Origin of the sequence: Phaeobacter porticola, assembly GCF_001888185.1 — a bacterium.
Lineage (GTDB): Bacteria > Pseudomonadota > Alphaproteobacteria > Rhodobacterales > Rhodobacteraceae > Phaeobacter > Phaeobacter porticola.
Genome location: NZ_CP016364.1, coordinates 501,056 through 519,059 on the forward strand (window position 1 = coordinate 501,056; position 18,004 = coordinate 519,059).

Below are 18,004 nucleotides of genomic sequence, written 5' to 3' on the forward strand. Positions count from 1 at the left end.
AAATATCCCGGAGCGCGAGGCGGCGCCTCGCATGACACAGCGATGTAGGCAGTCAGGCGCATCGGTGATGGATCAATTCTTCCAATCAAAGAACCCGGTGCCAGCACGAGCCAGCAGTTCGGCTGCCATCTCTCGGCCAAGCTGAGCGCCATCTTCAATTGGGCAGGATTGGTCGTCGGTCAGGGATTGAGAACCGTCAACGCGCAAGACTTCTCCGCGCAGCCGTAGGGTTGTCCCATCCAGCGTTGCGAGGCCTGCGATTGGGGTCTCGCAGGATCCGTCCAAGGCAGCAAGAAAGGCCCGTTCCGCTGCGAGCCGTTCGCCGGTTTGACTGTCATGTATGGCCGCCAGCATATCACCCGCGCGGCGGTCAGTGACGCGGCGTTCGATGCCGATGGCGCCTTGTGCAACAGCGGGCAGCATGTCGCTGGCCTCAATCGCGGTGGCAGGAACATCTGCCATTGCGAGACGATTTAGGCCAGCCATCGCAAGGAAGGTGCATTCTGCAACACCTTCGGAGAGTTTGAGCAGGCGCGTCTGAACATTGCCGCGAAACTGCACGACGTGCAAATCAGGGCGACGATGCAGCAACTGGGCACGGCGACGCAGTGAAGAGGTGCCAACCACAGCCCCTTTTGCCAGATCCTGAAGTGAGCCGCATGTTGGTGATATCAACGCATCCCGGACGTCTTCGCGCGGCAGATAGGTATCAAGCAGAAGCCCACCAGGCTGAGCCACCGGCATATCCTTCATCGAATGAACCGCAATGTCGATTGCACCAGACAGAAGATCCTCTTCGATCTCCTTGGTGAACAGACCTTTGCCCCCCAGCTCTTTCAATGGCTTGTCCGCCGCGATCAGGGCCTGATTGTCGCCGGTGGTCTTGATGACGACGATTTCAAAGGCATCATGCGGGAGGTCAAACGCCGCCGCCAGCCGTCTGCGGGTTTCATAGGCCTGGGCAAGCGCCAGCGGTGATCCGCGTGTGCCGATTTTCAGGGGCGAAGCGGGGGAGGGCAGGTCGATCTGTGTCATATATTGACCCTTAATCGCGACATAATGCCATGACAAGCACCGCGCCTGCTGCCCTTGACAATTTGCCGCCAAGGCTAGACCTCAGATGCAACAATGAAATGAGGGTGATTATGGCCGAACAGAAAAAGCTGCTACGCGCATTGGCAGGTGAGACACAGGACGTTCCGCCCATTTGGATGATGCGACAAGCGGGCCGCTATCTGCCAGAGTACCGGGCCACGCGGGCCGAGGCCGGCGACTTTCTGTCGCTGTGCTACAACCCGGAATTGGCGACGGAGGTCACTCTACAGCCGATCCGTCGCTATGGGTTCGATGCGGCGATTCTGTTTGCGGATATTCTTCTGATACCGCAGGCATTGGGCGCGGATCTATGGTTTGTGACTGGCGAGGGCCCGCGCCTTTCGACTATCACCACCGAGGCTGATTTTGCCAAACTAGGTCCGGTCAGTGACATCCACGAGACGCTGAGCCCAATTTATGAAACCGTGCGTCTGTTGTCCTCGGCCCTGCCGTCGGAAACCACGCTGATCGGCTTTGCTGGCGCGCCTTGGACAGTCGCGACCTATATGATTGCCGGGCGCGGCACCCCAGATCAGGGGCCTGCGCATCTGCTGCGTCAGGAGAATAACCCGCTGTTTGAGACCTTGTTGGCCCGCATCACAGAGGCGACGATTGAGTATCTGTCAATGCAGATCCAAGCAGGTGCAGAAGTGGTCAAGATCTTTGACAGCTGGGCTGGCTCGCTGTCAGGGGATGCGTTCGAGAAATACGCGCTTGAGCCTTGCCGTCAGATCACGTCTGAGCTGAAACAGCGCCATCCGGAGGTGCCGGTGATCGGTTTCCCGCGTGAAGCTGGCGGCAAATACGTGGGCTTTGCCAAGGCTACGGGGGTTGACTGCGTCGCGCTCGACAACTCGGTGGATCCTGAATGGGCCGCAGCCCATGTACAGGTCGATGGCTGCGTGCAGGGCAATCTTGCCTCGCGCCACATGGTCACCGGTGGACAGGAGCTTGTCGATGACACGCGTCGTATCGTCTCCGCGTTTGGTAAAGGACCGCATATCTTCAATCTTGGTCACGGCATTACCCCGGACGCGAGCCCGGACAATGTGCAGCTGATGATTGATACTGTACGCGGCGGATAAGCCACTGCCACCTTGCGCGCCGGTGCCAACTACGGCATCAGCGCGTATTCCGATCAGGCCGAAAGGGCATTTCGATGGACTACAAGAAAACGGGCGCTGCCAAAAAGGGCAAAAACCGCCCACGTCACCAAGAGCATAACGCGAAGGGCAGCACGAAAAACCCATATGGCGCGCGCGAAACCAAAGCCGAGCTACTGGCCCGGATGAAGGCGGCTGCCGAAGGGGCCAAGAAAGACAGCTGATCTTAGCGCTGTTTCTGGTTCAGTTCGTCCAGAATTTCGCCGGTGTGCTGGCCGCGTGTTGGGCTTGGCGGGGCAGTCCAGTTTGCCTGACCAGAAAATCGCGGCGCAGGCGCTGCTTGTAGCCCAGTGCCACCCATGACCCAGGTGCCGCGCTGGTTCATCGGGTGGTTACTTGCTTCTGATGGCGACAGGACGGGCGCCACGCAGGCATCGCTGCCGAAAAACAACCCTGCCCAGTGATCGCGTGTTTGCATGACAAAAATCCCGGCCAATCGGGCGGCGAGCACTGGCCAGAGAGTTTTGTCATGCTGGCGGGTGAACGCTGGATCCTCCTGCAGCCCGAGCTGTCTCAGAAACTCCGCGTAAAATTGCGGTTCCAGACATTGGACACTAATGTGTCCTCCATCTGCGCAGGTGTAACATCGGCTCCAATGCGGACCATCTAGTAAGTTCTGGCCGCGCGCAGCGCCGAAATGACCCGCCTGCTGTAAGGTCATCAAGAGGTTCATCATATGCGCAGAACCATCATAAATCGCGGCATCGACAACACAGCCGCGCGGATCTGCACCTGCCTGTCTACGATCGCGGGCCAGAACAGCCGCCAGCATGCCTGCCACCAGATACAGCGCACCTCCCCCAATATCGCCAACCAACGTCGGTGGGCTGAGTGGCGGCGCGTCCGGCAAACCATCATACCAGAGCGCTCCGGACAGAGCGATGTAGTTCAGATCATGGCCCGCGGTCTGTGATAGCGGGCTGTCCTGACCCCAGCCTGTCATACGCCCGTAGATCAGGCCAGGATTGCGCGCGTGACAGTCAGATGGACCAAGCCCAAGGCGCTCCATCACGCCGGGGCGAAATCCTTCGATCAGCCCGTCAGCGCTTTCGATCAGTTGCAACAGCGTCTCCACATCAGTGGCGGATTTCAGATCCAGCGTGATAGAACGTTTGCCACGGTCGATGATGGGGTTCGACGGTAGCAGCCCAGCGTCAGCGCCGCCTCTGCGGTGGACGCAGATCACATCCGCGCCAAGGTCCGCCAGCATCATCGCGGCAAAGGGCGCGGGGCCAAGGCCCTCAATCTCAATAATGCGAAGTCCTTGTAGCACGGGGTGCCCCCTTAGGTCGTAATCATCATGTGGCGTGGGTCGCCGAGGCATAGCCTAACGGTATCGCCCAGTTTCCCAAGAACGCCGTTGCGGCATGGGTATGATCCGCATGGGCTTCGAGGTGTTTTTCTAAAGAAATCTCTTGAAGCTCTAGCCGCTGTAGCAATTACATAACTGGCTGACTCAAGTATTGCGCAGAAAAGGTGGATCCCGATATGGCGAATGAGGCTAGCGTGCAGTTGGAATGGCGGGTTACTGGAATGGACTGTGGTTCCTGCGCTGCAAAAGTGCGCGGCGCGGTGGAGCGGTTGCCGGGCGTTACGACCGTTGATGTGGCGATGATGGCGGAACGATTGCGTGTGGAACTTGATCCGCAGCAGGGTTCGGCTGGCGTCATTGAAAAGACTGTGCGCGGGCTGGGTTTTGGTGTCAGTCAACGCAGTGGCGCGGATGGCATGACCACTGAAGACAGCGCAGGCAGCTGCTGGGGGGGGGCTGCGCAGGGCCAACCCCAAGGCGCAACTACCCAAGAGACAATGCCCTGGTATCGCAGTGGCAAGGGGCAACTGTTGTTGGGCACAGGGATGTTGCTGGCGCTGGCCTTGGCAATCAAGTTGCTGGCATCACCGACGGTCGGGCTTGTGGCGTTTATGCTGGCGACAGTGATTGGCGTGACACCAGTGGCGCGCCGCGCCTTGGCGATGTTACGCGCAGGTATGCCATTCACCATTGAAATGCTTATGTCGATCGCGGCTATTGGGGCGCTTTTTATCGGGGCGGCAGAAGAGGCCGCTCTGGTTGTCTTCCTGTTTGCTGTGGGTGAAATGTTGGAAGGGGTTGCTGCCAATAAGGCCCGCGATGGTATTCGGGCACTGGCGCAGCTGGTCCCCAAAACAGCACTTCTTGAGCAGGAGGACAGCTTAGCAGAGATCGCCGCAGATCGCTTGAACACGGGACAGATCGTGGTTGTGCGCCCCGGTGATCGTGTACCTGCCGATGGCGAGGTGATCGAGGGGATCTCAGGTGTCGATGAAAGCCCGGTCACCGGTGAAAGCGTGCCGCGTCTAAAAGAGCCGGGCGCCGAGGTTTACGCGGGCTCGATCAATGCCGAAGCCGTGTTGCGGGTGCGGGTTACCCGGGCGGCATCGGATAATACCATCTCCCGGATCATCCGATTGGTTGAGGAAGCCGAGAGCGCGCGTGCGCCCACGGAACGTTTCATTGATCGTTTTAGCCGAATATACATGCCGATTATTGTCAGTATTGCTTTTCTGATTGCTGTGGTGCCGCCCCTGGCCTTTGGTTTGGATTGGGGTACGTGGATTTATCGCGCCCTTGCGCTGTTGTTGATCGGGTGCCCCTGTGCACTGGTGATCAGCGTCCCTGCGGCGATTGCCTCTGCCCTGTCAGCGGGTGCGCGCCACGGTATCCTGCTGAAAGGCGGTGCCGTTATCGAAGCCGCAGCGCGCACCACTGATGTCGCTTTTGACAAGACCGGCACGCTAACCCGCGGACGCCCGCAGGTGACGGATATTGTTGTTATTAAGGGTCATGAGGACGATTTGGTGTCGCGTGCCGCTGCAGTGGAGCGCGGCTCTAGCCACCCGCTGGCCGTGGCGATTTTGGACCATGCCAACAGGGTGGGGCTGGATATCCAAGTCGCCAAAGACGCTCATGCAATGCCGGGTAAAGGCGCGTCTGCGCAGGTCAATGGTGTGCGGCTGACAGTCGGCTCACCACGTTATGCGGGCGATTGCGGCGTGATGGATGATGATGCTTTGGCCAAGGCGCAGAAGATGGAAACTGACGGGAAAACCGTTGTGGCGTTGTTCAGTGATCAGGTCTGTTATGGCTTGATTGCGCTGCGGGATGAACCGCGCGAGGATGCCTTTGGTGCGGTTGCCGCGCTGAAAAAACTGGGAATCCATCCAATTATGCTGACCGGTGACAATGCTCGAACAGCGGCGGCGATTGCCGGACAGTTGGACATCGATCACCGGGCTGAACTGATGCCGCAGGGCAAGGTCGATGCGCTGCGGGGCCTCACCAAAAAATCGCAGGTTATGATGGTCGGTGATGGTATCAACGATGCACCGGCTTTGGCGACCGCTCAGGTCGGCGTTGCCATGGGATCGGGCACCGATGTTGCTTTGGAAACCGCCGATGTTGCGATCCTGCGCAACCGTGTGGCTGACGTGGTCGGCACCATCCGTCTATCACGGGCCACCTTGCGAAACATTCGTCAGAACGTTGCCGTGGCCTTGGGGCTGAAAGGCGTGTTTCTGGTAACCTCGGTGTTTGGGATCACGGGTCTGTGGATAGCTATTCTGGCAGACACGGGCGCGACAGTTCTTGTGACCCTCAATGCGCTGCGACTGCTGTCGTTCAAGCCATCGGGGGGCGCAGCGGATCGCTGACAGGCGCAAACCGGGTGGTGGCAGGATCAATAATGTGGCGGGCGTTCGTCTCCGATGACCACCCCGCCGCCGCCGTCCTGCTCGCGAGAGGCTTCGCGCTGAAATAGCATCGCAACGCGGTGGGTCAGTTGGTCGATCTCGGATTGCTGACGGTTGATCACGTCACTTAGCTCATCAACTGTGCGGGTCAGGTGGGCGATCTGTTCTTCGAGATGTTGCATCGGTCTCTCCCTTCGGCTCTGCGGCTGTCATAGGGGCAGTTGCATGCGGGGTCCATGCTTGGCCGTGTCACGGGGGGCATCGGGTACATGGATATCCGGTTAACCGCGGCAGTCACACCAGACCTGCGCGCTCTGCTGACTTGCTGTTAGGCCGCCCTTGGGCTAGACCGCCGGGCGAGTATCTGACCCATTTGACACCCCGAGGAGGCCAAGATGGCCAAAGTCAAGAAACAGCCCCGCCCCAAGGCGATCACGCCCAAGGGTTTCCGTGATTATTTCGGCGAAGAGGTGAGCCAGCGTAGCGAAATGTTGCGCGCCATTGCGGGTGTCTATCATCATTATGGGTTCGAAGCGTTGGAATCCTCGGCCGTGGAAACCGTTGAGGCGCTGGGCAAGTTTCTGCCTGATGTGGATCGTCCCAACGAAGGCGTCTTTGCCTGGCAGGAATACGACGAAAGCGGCAATGGTGATTGGATGGCGCTGCGCTACGATCTGACTGCACCATTGGCGCGGGTCTATGCCCAGCACCGTAACGATCTGCCCAACCCCTATCGTCGTTATGCGATGGGCCCGGTCTGGCGCAACGAGAAGCCGGGGCCGGGTCGCTATCGTCAGTTCTATCAATGTGACGCTGATACGGTTGGTACCGCCTCTATGGCGGCAGATGCCGAGATCTGCGCTATGCTATCGGACACGCTGGAGACAGTTGGCATCCCGCGTGGTGATTATCTGGTGCGGGTGAACAACCGCAAGGTTCTGAATGGCGTGCTGGAGGCGATGGGACTGGAAGCCGGTGACGTCAAGCGCGACGACGTGCTGCGCACAATCGACAAATTCGACAAAGTGGGTGAGGCCGGCGTGCGTGAGTTGTTGACCAAAGGCCGGCTTGATGCCTCGGGTGCGTTTATCGACGGTGTCGGTCTGTCGGACAATCAGGCTGCACCGGTGCTGGCATTCCTGACCTCCAAAGGGGTGGATGCGGCCAAGACCCTTGCCAACCTGCGTGAGGCGGTTGGCAGCAGCACGATTGGTGCAGAGGGCGTGGGCGAGCTGGAGCAGATCGGCGATCTGCTGGCCGCTGGTGGCTACGGTGCTGATCGTATCGACATTGATCCGTCGGTCGTGCGCGGACTGGGATACTATACCGGTCCAGTCTATGAGGCCGAGCTGACCTTTGAGATTCTGGACGAAAAAGGCCGCAAGCGGCAATTCGGCTCGGTCTCGGGCGGTGGACGTTATGATGATCTGGTTAAGCGGTTTACGGGTCAGGAAGTGCCTGCGACGGGCGTGTCCATCGGTGTTGACCGACTATTGGCTGCCTTACGCGAAAAGGGTCGGATCACGGCAACACCCACCGGTCCTGTCGTAGTCACTGTGATGGACCGTGATCGTATGGCCGACTATCAGTTGATGGTGGCGGAGCTGCGCAACGCAGGTATCCGGGCCGAAGTCTACCTGGGCAACCCGAAGAACTTTGGCAACCAGCTGAAATATGCGGATAAGCGTAATTCTCCCGTCGCGGTGATTGAGGGCGGTGAAGAGAAAGATCGCGGCGTAGTACAAATTAAGGACCTGATTCTGGGCGCAAAGATCGCCGAAAACGCCACGCATGAAGAATGGAAAGAACGCCCCAGCCAGTTCGAAGTGGCCCGTGGTGATCTGGTCGCAAAAGTGCGCCAAATCCTTGCAGGGCAGGGCTAGGCCATGACCGACAGATTGAACGCGCTCGCGCTTGCCGCCCGGCTGCGCATGAGCTTTGAAGCGGCCGGCGCCACGTTGATGGAACCGCCTTTTTTGCAACCGGCCGAAACCTTGCTGGATCTTTATGGCGAAGATATCCGCGCCCGTGCCTATGTGACGTCGGATGCGCTGCGCGGCGAACAGATGTTGCGGCCCGATTTCACGGTACCTGTGGTGCAGATGCATATGCGTGAGGGTGCAGAGCCTGCGCGTTATACCTATGCGGGCGATGTATTCCGCCGTCAGGAACATGACGAGGATCGCGCCAATGAATATCTTCAAGTTGGCTACGAGGTTTTTGAGCGCGACGACCCCGCCGGTTCCGATGCAGAGGTCTTTGCCCTGATTGCGCTGCAATTGCGCGATCTGTCGGTGCGTGCGGCAACGGGCGATATTGGTATCTTGATGTCGGCGGTGCAGGGGTTGAACACCACAGCGCTGCGCAAAGCTGCGTTGATGCGCCATATCTGGCGGCCTCGCAGGTTCCGCGCCATGCTGGACCAATTCGCAGGTCGTAGCCCTGTCGCTGAAAGTCGTCGCAAATTGCTGTCCACCGAAGGCGTGCTGACCGGGCAGGTGCCTGCCATCGGCAAGCGCCGCATCGCCGAAATCGACGCTCGTGTCGAGGCGCTGCGTGCTGATGCAGCGGCACCGCCAATTGCTGAGAATGAGCTGACTGCGCTAGAGGCTCTGATGGCCGTGCGCGAGACCATTCCCTATGCATCTGAACAGCTGCGCGATATCGCGGTGGATCTGCCAGCCATCAACTCGGCATTAGACCGTCTTGACGCGCGCACAGCCGCAATGAAGGCGCGCGGCATTGACGTTGATAACCTCGACTTTGAGGCCTCTTATGGCAGAACCTCAATGGAGTATTATGACGGCTTTGTTTTTGGCTTCGCTGCCGAGAGCCGCCCGGACCTCCCCGCGATTGCCAGTGGTGGGCGCTACGATGCGCTGACCCGCCAACTGGGGCAGGGCGCAGAGATCCCAGCCGTGGGCGGCGTTGTTCGCCCGGATCTGATGTTGCTTTTGCAAGGGGTGAAGTCATGAGCCTAAAGCTTGGTGTGCCGTCCAAGGGGCGGCTGATGGAGAAAACCTTTGAGTGGTTTGCCAAGCGCGATATCACCCTGTCGCGCACGGGGTCCGACCGCGAGTATGCCGGCGCCGTCGATGGTGTGAAGGGGGTCGATCTGGTGCTGCTGTCCGCTGGGGAAATCCCACGGGAACTGGCCGCGGGGCGCATCCACCTGGGTGTTACAGGCACGGATCTGGTACAGGAAAAACTGCCTTTGTGGGAGCAACAGGTTGAAGAGATTGAGGGGCTTGGCTTTGGTCATGCTGATCTGATCCTGGCGGTCCCTCAGGTCTGGGTCGACGTTGAAACCATTGATGACCTGGATGCCGTTGCAGCTGCGTTTCGCGCCCAGCATGGTCACCGGTTGCGCATTGCGACCAAATACCATCGTCTGGTGCGGGAATTCCTCACGGATGCGGGCGTTGCCGACTATCAGTTGATTGATAGCCAAGGGGCCACCGAAGGAACGGTCAAGAACGAGACTGCGGAAATGGTCGCTGATATCACTTCGACTGGTGAAACCCTTCGGGCGAACCACCTGAAACTCATGTCAGATGGGCTGGTCCTGCGGTCGCAAGCCACGCTGTGGCGCAGCCGCGTTGCAAAATGCAGCACCGAAGAAAAGGCCACGCTCACGCATTTCCTGGATCGTTTGCAAGCCTGATGCCGACGATGCGGGGTACCCGCAGTGACCCCGTGCCGCCGGACCCGATCTGACGCCTGTAGGCTTTGGGACGGGCTGTACCTTGGCAAACCTTGGTACGGCCCGATTTCGTTGTGGCAGCGGTGTTGGTGGCGGCATGAGGTCGGGGAAGAGTATCGCGGCTGCCAGTGGTCTATTCAGCATGTCATGTGCCTGCTACCGGTATTGGGCATCCAACGGGCAGCAAAATTTGATAATCCTGCCGACCCGTCTATCATGAACAATTGAATTGCAGAGTATGTACGCTTGGCGTGTCGATCGCGACGTCACTGCCTGAAGCTACCTGACGATCTATGTGAACGTTCTCTGCCTGATCTATGCAACAAAGGAGATGATGACATGACATTCACCAAAGCCGTACTGCTAGCGGTGCCTCTTCTCGTGGGTACTGCCCCGCTGACCAGCGCTCAGGATACATCAATGAGCTTTTTTGTAACCAGCGTCGGCTCTGGCAAAGGCGGTGATCTTGGTGGGTTGGACGGGGCCGATGCTCATTGTGCCAGCTTGGCTCAGGCGGCGGGTGTAACCGGCAAGACCTGGCGCGCCTATCTCAGTACGCAGGAAGACGGCAAGCGGGGGATTTCTGCAAGGGACCGGATTGGCAGTGGCCCGTGGCACAACGCCAAAGGTGTGCAGATCGCCGCCAATCTGGATGAATTGCATCTGAGCCCTAATATCGTCAAATCGACCGGGCTGGATGAAAGTGGCAATCTTGTAAATGGTCGCGGTGATAGCCCGAATGTGCATGATCTGCTGACTGGAACCATGGCGGATGGGACGGCCTACTTCCCGCGGGTCACAGAGGACAAGACTTGCAGCAATTGGACCAGTTCCGGAGAGGGCAGCGCCACAGTTGGGCACCATGACCGCCATGGTGGGGGGAATACATCTTGGAATGCAGCCCATGATACGCGCGGTTGCTCAATGGAGGCCCTTGCCTCGACCGGTGGCGCGGGGCTCTTCATGTGCTTTGCGGAAAACGACGGATGATATTCAATGACGCAGGGGCTTCCCTTGCGTGGTCCTGTCGCAATATGTGTTGGTCTTTCATCACACGAAAGGCGCCCTTGGGCGCCTTATTATATTTGGTCGGAGCGAGAGGATTCGAACCTCCGGCCCCTGCCTCCCGAAGACAGTGCTCTACCAGGCTGAGCTACGCTCCGACCGTGGCGCGGAATTACACTTCAGATGGTCGATGCGCAAGCCCTATTCCGTGTGATTTTCTGGGCTTCGCCGCTTGAGAATGAGTGAGACATTTGTACCGCCAGCCGTGTAGCCACGGCTTCTGGTACGCAGAACGGGGGTGTTGTCTGAGCGACCGCCAAAGGCCTCGCGCAGGACGATGAAAATGCCACTGGCAATGATGATTGCAGCCCCGGCCAACGTCATGACATCAATTGTTTCATCGAACAGGACGACACTAAAAATGGTGGCCCAGATGATCTGGGAATACTGCATCGGGGCGACAATGGCGGCCTCGCCAATGGTATAGGCACTTACTGTGAGCAGCGTCGCACAGAACCCGAACAGTGCAACAATAGCGATCCCGCCAAAGGTTATGCCCGCTAGCGGGACATAGACCAGCGGCAGCGCCAGCCCCATAACCACAAACGTCATGAGCATCGGATAGATCATCAATACCACCCGGCGTTCATCGCTGCTGATCTTGCGCAAGACGACTGATTGGAACGCGGCACAAAAGGCCGCAAACAGTGCCGCGGCATGGCCATAGCCAAAGCTGGTCGCCCCCGGACGCAAGACAACCATTACGCCGATAAATCCAACCACAACCGCCGCAAGGCGGGGCAGACCGACCTTCTCGCCCAAAATAGGGATCGACAGCAAGGTGATCAGCAGCGGTGTGGCAAACAGCAGCGCATAGGTTTCGGCCAAAGGCAGTTCGGAGAACGCGTAAAAAGCGCAGGCCGGGATCACCGCCATGGTTGCGGATCGCGCTGCCATCCACCAGGGATGCACCGGGCGTAGATGGCCAGGGGTCACATCCTTAATCAGCATCAGCACCAAGAGCGGGAAGGACAGTAGACTGCTGAAGAACACCAACTGCACCGGCGAGACGTCCGCGCCAAGCACCTTGACCACCACATCATGGGTCGAAAATATCGCATAGGCCAAGAGGGCAAGAAGGGCGGCTTTGACGTTCATGAGCAATCCGGTAGGTGCGAGGCCGACTAGGGGTTACCAGCAATTATAGCGCTAACGTTACTAGTGGAATACAAAAAATCAAAAAGTAGTAGTCTCTTGAAACTCAGAAGTTTAGCGGTTTCACACGCGGAGTGTCTGGCCTAGCCTTGAACAGGCCTAGGGGTAATAGGGGGCCGGCGGTGGCCCCCTATGGTGATTTGCCTGCTTCGCTAGTTCTCAGAGGCTGGCGTCCAACGCGGCGACGATCACATCACCCATTTCAGAGGTGCTGATCGGCGAAACGCCTTCCTCGCCCAGCAGGTCGGCGGTGCGATGGCCATCGGCTAGCACCTGCTCGACGGCGGCCTCCAGACGGTCGGCTTCGCTGCCTTGATCAAAGCTGTAGCGCAACGCCATTGCAAAGCTGAGGATGCAGGCGATCGGGTTTGCCTTGCCCTGACCTGTAATGTCGGGGGCAGAGCCGTGTACGGGTTCATAGAGCGCTTTGGGACGGCCATTGGCCATCGGGGCCCCGAGTGAGGCAGAGGGCAACATGCCCAGCGAACCGGTCAGCATCGCCGCACAATCAGAGAGGATATCGCCAAACAGATTGTCGGTCAGGATAACGTCGAATTGCTTAGGCGCGCGCACCAGTTGCATGGCACCATTGTCGGCGTACATATGCGACAGCTCGACCTCGGGGTAGTCGGCGGAAACGCGGGTTGTGACCTCTCGCCACAGAATGCCGGACTCCATCACATTGGCCTTTTCCATCGAACAGAGCTTCTTGTTCCGACGCATCGCCAATTCAAATGCGGATCGTGCGGCACGTTCGATCTCGCTCTCGGTGTAACGCTGGGTGTTGATGCCAACGCGTTCGTTGCCTTCTTTGAAAATGCCACGGGGTTCACCGAAGTAGACGCCAGAGGTCAGCTCGCGCACGATCATGATGTCGAGACCGGCAACGATGTCCTTTTTCAGCGAAGAGAAATCCGCCAACGCATCAAAGCATTGCGCCGGACGCAGGTTGGAATAAAGGTCCATCTCTTTGCGCAGGCGCAGCAGGCCGCGCTCAGGTTTGACCGAGAAATCGAGATCGTCATATTTCGGTCCGCCGACGGCACCCAGCAGCACTGCGTCAACCTCTTGGGCTTTGGCCATGGTTTCGTCCGACAAGGGCTTGCCGTGGACATCATAGGCGGCACCGCCCACCAGATCTTCGCTCACATCGAACTGTAGATCACGCTTCTCGCCATACCAGCCAATGACCTTGCGGACCTCGGCCATTACCTCAGGGCCGATCCCGTCGCCGGGGAGAATCAGAATCGATGGGTTGGACATGCGGATACTCCTTGAAATCGCTAAAAATGGGGGTAACGGCACATCGCCGTTGGGTCAATGATTGCAGCGCAGATAGCATGTGAGAGCTTTGTTTTTATGGCGATTAAGGGGAAGCCGTGGCTGCTTCTGGCACCTGTCAGACTAAAACTCCAGATCGACCCAAACCAGTGCATGACGGCTGGCGGGTCGGTTTCCTTCTGTGATCGATTCTGGCCAGAGGACCCCGGATTGTTGCACTGAAACCCCATCTGAGGGGAGGAGGTAGTCCACGCGCATTCGTCTGGAATTTCCCCAGTCTACGGTCGCAAGGTGGCCGTCGAAATCGCGCGGCTTCGGGTCCTGCAACCGTGGATCAGTGAGTAGATCAATGATCGCCTGACGTAGCCCAGCACCGCGCGCCGGATCCAGATTTGCACCACCTGCAATGATCCAAGGCAACGTTGGCGCAGGCCCCAACTCGCCATCCAGCAGCACCTGCCACAGTCGAATTTCATCCCGGTTGCGCAGGCCATTGCGGTCTTCGGGTCCATCAAACAAAGGCGGTGTCGCCTGAAAAGCCAGAATGGATAGGCGTGTTCCGTCTGGCAGCATGATAGGGACCACCCAATGCCCGGTTGAGGACAGACGCTGGGCGGATTGTGCGGCGGCGCTGGGGAAAGGGCTGCCATCAGAATTGGTGGGCAGGATTGCTCCTGGAAGATCTCGCCAAAGCAGATCGGAGAGGTTCCGTGCTTCTGCCCGCAGGATGGGATACCGCGACAGTATCGCCATGCCGTCTCGGCCGGTGAAATCACCATAGCCCTGCGCATCCCTTGCGCTACCAAAGCGCCCATCGCCGTCCATATCCAACCCGGTTTGCACGCCGGTATTGGGTTGTGGCGCGTAGATGTGCTGGTATGGGGCCATCGTCTTGGCGAGCTGGCTGGCGAATGCCGAAACTGCGCGCCCGTCAAAGTCCCAGTCGATGCCTTGCAGGACCAATATGTCAGCGTTGGCGACGTGCAACGTATATAGAATCGCCGCGACCTGAGGGTCCTCACCGCGTTGCAGATCGCGTAGCAGCAGACCTGGCCCCTTTCGGGAGAGTTCAGTGTTGAAACTGGCGACGCGCAGCGGTTCTGCCGCAAGAGGTTCGGCACAGCAGATTAAGGATAAGCAAAAGGCCAGCACAAGGGGGGGCAGTGACCTCATGCGGTTTGCAACGCCTCTGAACTTGCGTAGGCTGCGCGCCGTTTTTGCGCAATCAGCTCTGATATCCGCAGCATAGCCAATCCTCGCATGATCATAGAGGCAGGCACAAAGGCCCAGACAGAGATAACCCAGATCAGCGTCTGGGGGGCGGACAGCAAGCCCGGATCCACCATGCCCGCCGCCAGCTTAATCACTGTCGGGATCGCAAAGGGCAACAGAACGCCGCCGATAATGTTGATATGGGCATCGCGTTGCAGGCGATTGACCACATCACCCCCGGTTGTCGGATCAAACAGGGGGAGGTTGATCCAGACATTGAATGGCCCACTGCCAAGCGGCCAATCCTGTAGCCGTATCGCCAGCACGAAACTTATGATCGTGACGAGAGCAATAACATAGGCCAACGCCGCGGCTGCCATCACCTGTGCCACCAGGTTGGGCGCAACATGTGCAGGCATCATCAGGCCGGCCAACTGCACCGGGGAAAAAGCGAAATTCAGCACATTTCCCAACCAATACGCGAGGCCGCTGACCAACGATGTGAGCGCGGTCGCCTCCATCGGATGACGGACCAGAAGGCTGATCAGGATCACCATCAGAGCCAAAGAGATAAACCGCATGCGGTTCAAGGGTGGGGCTTCGCGAAACTCAACAAAGCTGGGGTAGCTTGAAAAATATTCAGCAAAGGTCAGAGCTGCCGCGAGGATCGCAAGCAAGGCAATTACTTCGGGGGATCTGGTCGCTGAGTCCGGCAACAACAGCGATGGCATTGCAATCAGCAATGCAACAAAGATGCCGCGGAAAGCCGCGCCTGTTATCCGTGCCAACACGTTGCTTCGTTCCCTTCAAACTGGACCGGGTGTTTCCCTGTTTCCAGATTTGAAGCCCCCCGGAAAGTCCCAGAGCGCTCTGCCTCATTTTTGCCCTATTCTTGCCGGTTGGCAGCTTTCCGCTCAAGCGCAGTACGTCCTAAGAGCAGAAAACCCACCGCTTTCTACTGGTAGGTGGTGCCGGATTGCATCATAGAGCCAGGATAGGTTGTTGGTGGGCGCGCTACTGACACAAGATGATGTGTTGGGCGCAGCTACACAGTGAAGTGACCAATGGGTCACGATTCTAGAGATCGCCCGCAACGGATTTTTCTGAGCGCTCCCATGATCTTTGCGGTGGCAAAAAGAAAGCCGCCCCGATGGGGCGGCTTGGTGGTCAGCACTGAACTGTGGGATCAGACCCAGGGACGCTCTTGCGCTGCCTTGCTTTCAAAACTGGCGATGGAGGCCGATTTTTCCATGGTCAGGCCGATGTCATCCAGACCGTTCAGCAGGCAATGCTTGCGGTGGCTGTCGACATCGAAACTCACGGCCTCACCATCAGATGTTGTGATTTCCTGCGCTTCCAGATCCACGGTCATGCGGGCATTTTGGCCCTTTTCCGCGTCTTTCATCAACAGCTCAACCTGTGCCTGTGGCAGCACAATCGGCAGGATGCCATTTTTGAAGCAGTTGTTGTAAAAGATGTCGGCAAATGACGTGGAGATCACGCATTTGATGCCAAAATCCTTAATCGCCCAGGGTGCGTGCTCACGCGAGGAGCCGCAGCCAAAGTTGTCGCCGGCCACAAGGATCTCCGCGTCGCGATACTGTGCTTTGTTCAGCACGAAATCCGCAATCTCGGTCCCGTCGCGATTATAGCGCATCTCGTCAAACAGGTTCTTGCCAAACCCGGTGCGCTGAATGGATTTCAGGAACACCTTGGGGATGATCATGTCAGTGTCGATATTGACAAGCGGCATGGGGGCGGCGACGCCGGTGAGTTTTTCAAACTTATCCATTGTGCGTGTTCCTTACATCAACTCGCGAATGTCGGTCAGCTTACCGGTCAATGCGGCAGCAGCGGCCATAGCGGGCGATACCAGATGGGTGCGACCCTTGTAACCTTGACGGCCCTCAAAGTTGCGGTTCGAGGTTGCGGCGCAGCGCTCACCTTCGGACAGCTGATCAGGGTTCATCGCCAGACACATCGAGCAGCCCGCAAGGCGCCATTCGAAACCGGCCTCGGCAAAGATCTCTGCCAGACCTTCCTCTTCGGCTTGTGCCCGAACCAGACCGGAGCCCGGAACGATCATCGCACGCATACCGTCCTTGATCTTCTTGCCTTTCACGACCTCGGCCACAGCACGCAGATCTTCAATGCGGCCATTGGTACAGGAGCCGATGAAGACGGTATCGATCTCAATGTCTGTCAGCTTCTGGCCAGGGGTCAGCCCCATGTATTCGATTGAGCGGCGTGCCGCTTCGACCTTGCCACCTTCAAAATCTTCGGGGGCAGGGACCACTCCGGTGATTGGCAACACATCTTCGGGCGAGGTGCCCCAGGTCACAACAGGCTGAATGTCTTCGCCCTTCAGGGTAACCACTTTGTCGAAATGTGCGTCTGTGTCGGTGTAAAGCGTCTTCCACCAGTTCAGCGCGGCTTCCCACTGGGCAGCCTTGGGGGCATGCGGACGGCCTTTGACGTAGTCATAAGTGGTCTGATCCGGGGCGATGAGCCCGGCGCGTGCGCCCCCTTCGATCGCCATGTTGCAGACGGTCATGCGGCCTTCCATCGAAAGATCGCGGATCGCTTCTCCGCAATACTCAATCACATAGCCAGTACCACCGGCGGTGCCGGTTTCACCGATGACGGCCAGAGTGATGTCCTTGGCGGTGACACCCGGCTTCAGCTTCCCGGTGATCTCCACTTTCATGTTCTTGGATTTTTTCTGGATCAGCGTCTGGGTGGCCAGCACGTGCTCTACCTCAGACGTACCGATGCCATGCGCCAGCGCACCAAATGCGCCGTGGGTTGCAGTGTGGCTGTCGCCGCAAACAACTGTCATGCCGGGCAGGGTCCAACCCTGCTCTGGGCCAACAATGTGCACAATGCCCTGACGAACGTCATGGACCGGATAGTAATGAACGCCAAATTCGCGGGCATTTTTGTCAAGCGCATCAACCTGGATGCGGCTTTCCTCGTTCTCGATGCCTTTGGCACGGTCAAGTGTGGTTGGCACGTTGTGGTCCGGTACGGCGATGGTCTTGTCAGGCGCGTGCACCTTGCGACCGGTCATGCGCAGACCTTCAAAGGCCTGCGGCGAGGTCACTTCGTGGACCAGGTGGCGGTCAATATAGAGCAGGCAAGTGCCGTCTTCTGCTTCATGCGCGACATGCGCATCCCAGATTTTATCATAGAGCGTCTTGGGGGACATAGGTCCTCTCCCGTGTTTTTTGGAGTATGCTGGCAAAGGGCTGGGCAGCAGCCTTATAGGCGCGCCAGGACCGTGCGGGCGGCACCATAGAACCGCTCGCGCAGGCGGGCGCGATCTTGCAGTTCGATCTTTTGGGCCAAAACGAAGGTCATAGGCGCTGGGATACCCTGCCAGGCCGCGGCAATCAAGATTCGTTCTGATGTTGGCCCGGAGGGCGGGGGTCGCAGGTGCCACAGGCCGGGCGGAGGTGTGCCATTGATTGCAGCATACCGTGGCCCTGTCCTCACGGACGTTCGGTGTGCGGCGTTGCAAAAACATCAGGATCCTTGATTGCAGGGCCTCTTCCCCTTGCCATCCCTGCGGCGGTGTCGGCATCCTGCCAGATAGGAGGCG

17 protein-coding genes and 1 tRNA gene are annotated in these 18,004 nt (G+C 58.4%); 7 read left to right on the plus strand and 11 right to left on the minus strand.

Annotated elements, in window-relative coordinates; genetic code table 11:
- Window positions 1–72: 72 nt before the first annotated feature.
- Window positions 73–1,035, minus strand: coding sequence for a hydroxymethylbilane synthase (gene hemC, locus PhaeoP97_RS02515; RefSeq protein WP_072503740.1), 963 nt, complete (start codon window positions 1,033–1,035; stop codon window positions 73–75).
- Window positions 1,036–1,145: 110 nt separating this feature from the next.
- On the opposite strand from hemC, the gene hemE reads away from it, so the two are divergent.
- Together hemE and PhaeoP97_RS20410 are read left to right on the plus strand one after the other, a co-directional pair.
- Window positions 1,146–2,180 (plus strand): uroporphyrinogen decarboxylase, encoded by a 1,035-nt coding sequence (gene hemE / locus PhaeoP97_RS02520; protein ID WP_072503741.1) that lies wholly within the window; start codon window positions 1,146–1,148, stop codon window positions 2,178–2,180.
- A 74-nt stretch (window positions 2,181–2,254) separates the two neighbouring features.
- The gene (locus PhaeoP97_RS20410; RefSeq protein WP_192849677.1) at window positions 2,255–2,422 is read left to right on the plus strand and encodes a hypothetical protein; all 168 of its coding nucleotides are present in this window, start codon (window positions 2,255–2,257) and stop codon (window positions 2,420–2,422) included.
- Window positions 2,423–2,424: 2 nt separating this feature from the next.
- On the opposite strand, the gene PhaeoP97_RS02525 is transcribed toward PhaeoP97_RS20410, so the two are convergent.
- Window positions 2,425–3,531: a CaiB/BaiF CoA transferase family protein gene (locus PhaeoP97_RS02525; RefSeq protein WP_072503742.1), complete on the minus strand. Its 1,107-nt coding sequence runs from the start codon at window positions 3,529–3,531 to the stop codon at window positions 2,425–2,427.
- 215 nt (window positions 3,532–3,746) lie between these two features.
- Between PhaeoP97_RS02525 and PhaeoP97_RS02530 the strand changes: the two genes are divergently transcribed.
- The gene (locus tag PhaeoP97_RS02530; RefSeq protein ID WP_072503743.1) at window positions 3,747–5,948 is read left to right on the plus strand and encodes a heavy metal translocating P-type ATPase; all 2,202 of its coding nucleotides are present in this window, start codon (window positions 3,747–3,749) and stop codon (window positions 5,946–5,948) included.
- A gap of 26 nt (window positions 5,949–5,974) precedes the next feature.
- On the opposite strand, the gene PhaeoP97_RS02535 is transcribed toward PhaeoP97_RS02530, so the two are convergent.
- On the minus strand, window positions 5,975–6,169 hold the full coding sequence (locus PhaeoP97_RS02535) for a SlyX family protein (RefSeq protein WP_072503744.1): 195 nt from the start codon (window positions 6,167–6,169) through the stop codon (window positions 5,975–5,977).
- A gap of 213 nt (window positions 6,170–6,382) precedes the next feature.
- Between PhaeoP97_RS02535 and hisS the strand changes: the two genes are divergently transcribed.
- The 4 genes from hisS (at window position 6,383) to PhaeoP97_RS02555 (ending at window position 10,680) form a co-directional block, all read left to right on the plus strand.
- Window positions 6,383–7,870 (plus strand): histidine--tRNA ligase, encoded by a 1,488-nt coding sequence (gene hisS, locus PhaeoP97_RS02540; RefSeq protein WP_072503745.1) that lies wholly within the window; start codon window positions 6,383–6,385, stop codon window positions 7,868–7,870.
- Window positions 7,871–7,873: 3 nt separating this feature from the next.
- Window positions 7,874–8,962: an ATP phosphoribosyltransferase regulatory subunit gene (locus PhaeoP97_RS02545; RefSeq protein ID WP_072503746.1), complete on the plus strand. Its 1,089-nt coding sequence runs from the start codon at window positions 7,874–7,876 to the stop codon at window positions 8,960–8,962.
- The gene (gene hisG / locus PhaeoP97_RS02550) at window positions 8,959–9,651 is read left to right on the plus strand and encodes an ATP phosphoribosyltransferase (protein WP_072503747.1); all 693 of its coding nucleotides are present in this window, start codon (window positions 8,959–8,961) and stop codon (window positions 9,649–9,651) included. Before PhaeoP97_RS02545 ends, hisG begins: the two co-directional genes overlap by 4 nt.
- A gap of 378 nt (window positions 9,652–10,029) precedes the next feature.
- Complete coding sequence (locus PhaeoP97_RS02555) at window positions 10,030–10,680, plus strand: hypothetical protein (protein WP_072503748.1); 651 nt, start codon at window positions 10,030–10,032, stop codon at window positions 10,678–10,680.
- Window positions 10,681–10,776: 96 nt separating this feature from the next.
- Here the strand turns inward: PhaeoP97_RS02555 and PhaeoP97_RS02560 are convergent.
- The 8 genes from PhaeoP97_RS02560 to PhaeoP97_RS02595 form a co-directional block, all read right to left on the minus strand.
- Window positions 10,777–10,853: transfer RNA gene (locus PhaeoP97_RS02560), tRNA-Pro, on the minus strand.
- Window positions 10,854–10,896: 43 nt separating this feature from the next.
- Window positions 10,897–11,853: a DMT family transporter gene (locus PhaeoP97_RS02565; RefSeq protein ID WP_072503749.1), complete on the minus strand. Its 957-nt coding sequence runs from the start codon at window positions 11,851–11,853 to the stop codon at window positions 10,897–10,899.
- 216 nt (window positions 11,854–12,069) lie between these two features.
- Window positions 12,070–13,173 carry a 3-isopropylmalate dehydrogenase gene (gene leuB / locus PhaeoP97_RS02570; RefSeq protein ID WP_072503750.1) on the minus strand — a complete coding sequence of 368 codons (1,104 nt, stop codon included), beginning with the start codon at window positions 13,171–13,173 and terminating at the stop codon, window positions 12,070–12,072.
- Between the two features lie 141 nt (window positions 13,174–13,314).
- The gene (locus PhaeoP97_RS02575) at window positions 13,315–14,364 is read right to left on the minus strand and encodes an endonuclease/exonuclease/phosphatase family protein (protein ID WP_072503751.1); all 1,050 of its coding nucleotides are present in this window, start codon (window positions 14,362–14,364) and stop codon (window positions 13,315–13,317) included.
- Entirely contained in the window at window positions 14,361–15,194 is an 834-nt protein-coding gene (locus PhaeoP97_RS02580; RefSeq protein ID WP_072503752.1) for a hypothetical protein, read from the minus strand. Before PhaeoP97_RS02580 ends, PhaeoP97_RS02575 begins: the two co-directional genes overlap by 4 nt.
- 395 nt (window positions 15,195–15,589) lie before the next feature.
- Window positions 15,590–16,195, minus strand: coding sequence for a 3-isopropylmalate dehydratase small subunit (gene leuD / locus PhaeoP97_RS02585; RefSeq protein ID WP_072503753.1), 606 nt, complete (start codon window positions 16,193–16,195; stop codon window positions 15,590–15,592).
- A 12-nt stretch (window positions 16,196–16,207) separates the two neighbouring features.
- Window positions 16,208–17,611, minus strand: a complete 1,404-nt coding sequence (leuC, locus tag PhaeoP97_RS02590) for a 3-isopropylmalate dehydratase large subunit (RefSeq protein ID WP_072503754.1) — start codon at window positions 17,609–17,611, stop codon at window positions 16,208–16,210.
- Window positions 17,612–17,664: 53 nt separating this feature from the next.
- Window positions 17,665–17,763 carry an isopropylmalate isomerase gene (locus tag PhaeoP97_RS02595; protein WP_072506259.1) on the minus strand — a complete coding sequence of 33 codons (99 nt, stop codon included), beginning with the start codon at window positions 17,761–17,763 and terminating at the stop codon, window positions 17,665–17,667.
- Window positions 17,764–18,004 lie beyond the last annotated feature (241 nt).

Excerpts from the sequence above, each read along its gene's own strand:
- leuB (WP_072503750.1), bottom strand. The coding sequence starts at position 13,173 with ATGTCCAACCCATCGATTCTGATTCTCCCCGGCGACGGGATCGGCCCT.
- PhaeoP97_RS02565 (WP_072503749.1), bottom strand. The coding sequence starts at position 11,853 with ATGAACGTCAAAGCCGCCCTTCTTGCCCTCTTGGCCTATGCGATATTT.
- hisS (WP_072503745.1), top strand. The coding sequence starts at position 6,383 with ATGGCCAAAGTCAAGAAACAGCCCCGCCCCAAGGCGATCACGCCCAAG.
- PhaeoP97_RS20410 (WP_192849677.1), top strand. The coding sequence starts at position 2,255 with ATGGACTACAAGAAAACGGGCGCTGCCAAAAAGGGCAAAAACCGCCCA.
- PhaeoP97_RS02555 (WP_072503748.1), top strand. The coding sequence starts at position 10,030 with ATGACATTCACCAAAGCCGTACTGCTAGCGGTGCCTCTTCTCGTGGGT.
- PhaeoP97_RS02545 (WP_072503746.1), top strand. The coding sequence starts at position 7,874 with ATGACCGACAGATTGAACGCGCTCGCGCTTGCCGCCCGGCTGCGCATG.
- PhaeoP97_RS02575 (WP_072503751.1), bottom strand. The coding sequence starts at position 14,364 with ATGAGGTCACTGCCCCCCCTTGTGCTGGCCTTTTGCTTATCCTTAATC.
- PhaeoP97_RS02595 (WP_072506259.1), bottom strand. The coding sequence starts at position 17,763 with ATGACCTTCGTTTTGGCCCAAAAGATCGAACTGCAAGATCGCGCCCGC.
- PhaeoP97_RS02535 (WP_072503744.1), bottom strand. The coding sequence starts at position 6,169 with ATGCAACATCTCGAAGAACAGATCGCCCACCTGACCCGCACAGTTGAT.
- PhaeoP97_RS02530 (WP_072503743.1), top strand. The coding sequence starts at position 3,747 with ATGGCGAATGAGGCTAGCGTGCAGTTGGAATGGCGGGTTACTGGAATG.
- hemE (WP_072503741.1), top strand. The coding sequence starts at position 1,146 with ATGGCCGAACAGAAAAAGCTGCTACGCGCATTGGCAGGTGAGACACAG.
- leuC (WP_072503754.1), bottom strand. The coding sequence starts at position 17,611 with ATGTCCCCCAAGACGCTCTATGATAAAATCTGGGATGCGCATGTCGCG.
- hemC (WP_072503740.1), bottom strand. The coding sequence starts at position 1,035 with ATGACACAGATCGACCTGCCCTCCCCCGCTTCGCCCCTGAAAATCGGC.
- leuD (WP_072503753.1), bottom strand. The coding sequence starts at position 16,195 with ATGGATAAGTTTGAAAAACTCACCGGCGTCGCCGCCCCCATGCCGCTT.
- hisG (WP_072503747.1), top strand. The coding sequence starts at position 8,959 with ATGAGCCTAAAGCTTGGTGTGCCGTCCAAGGGGCGGCTGATGGAGAAA.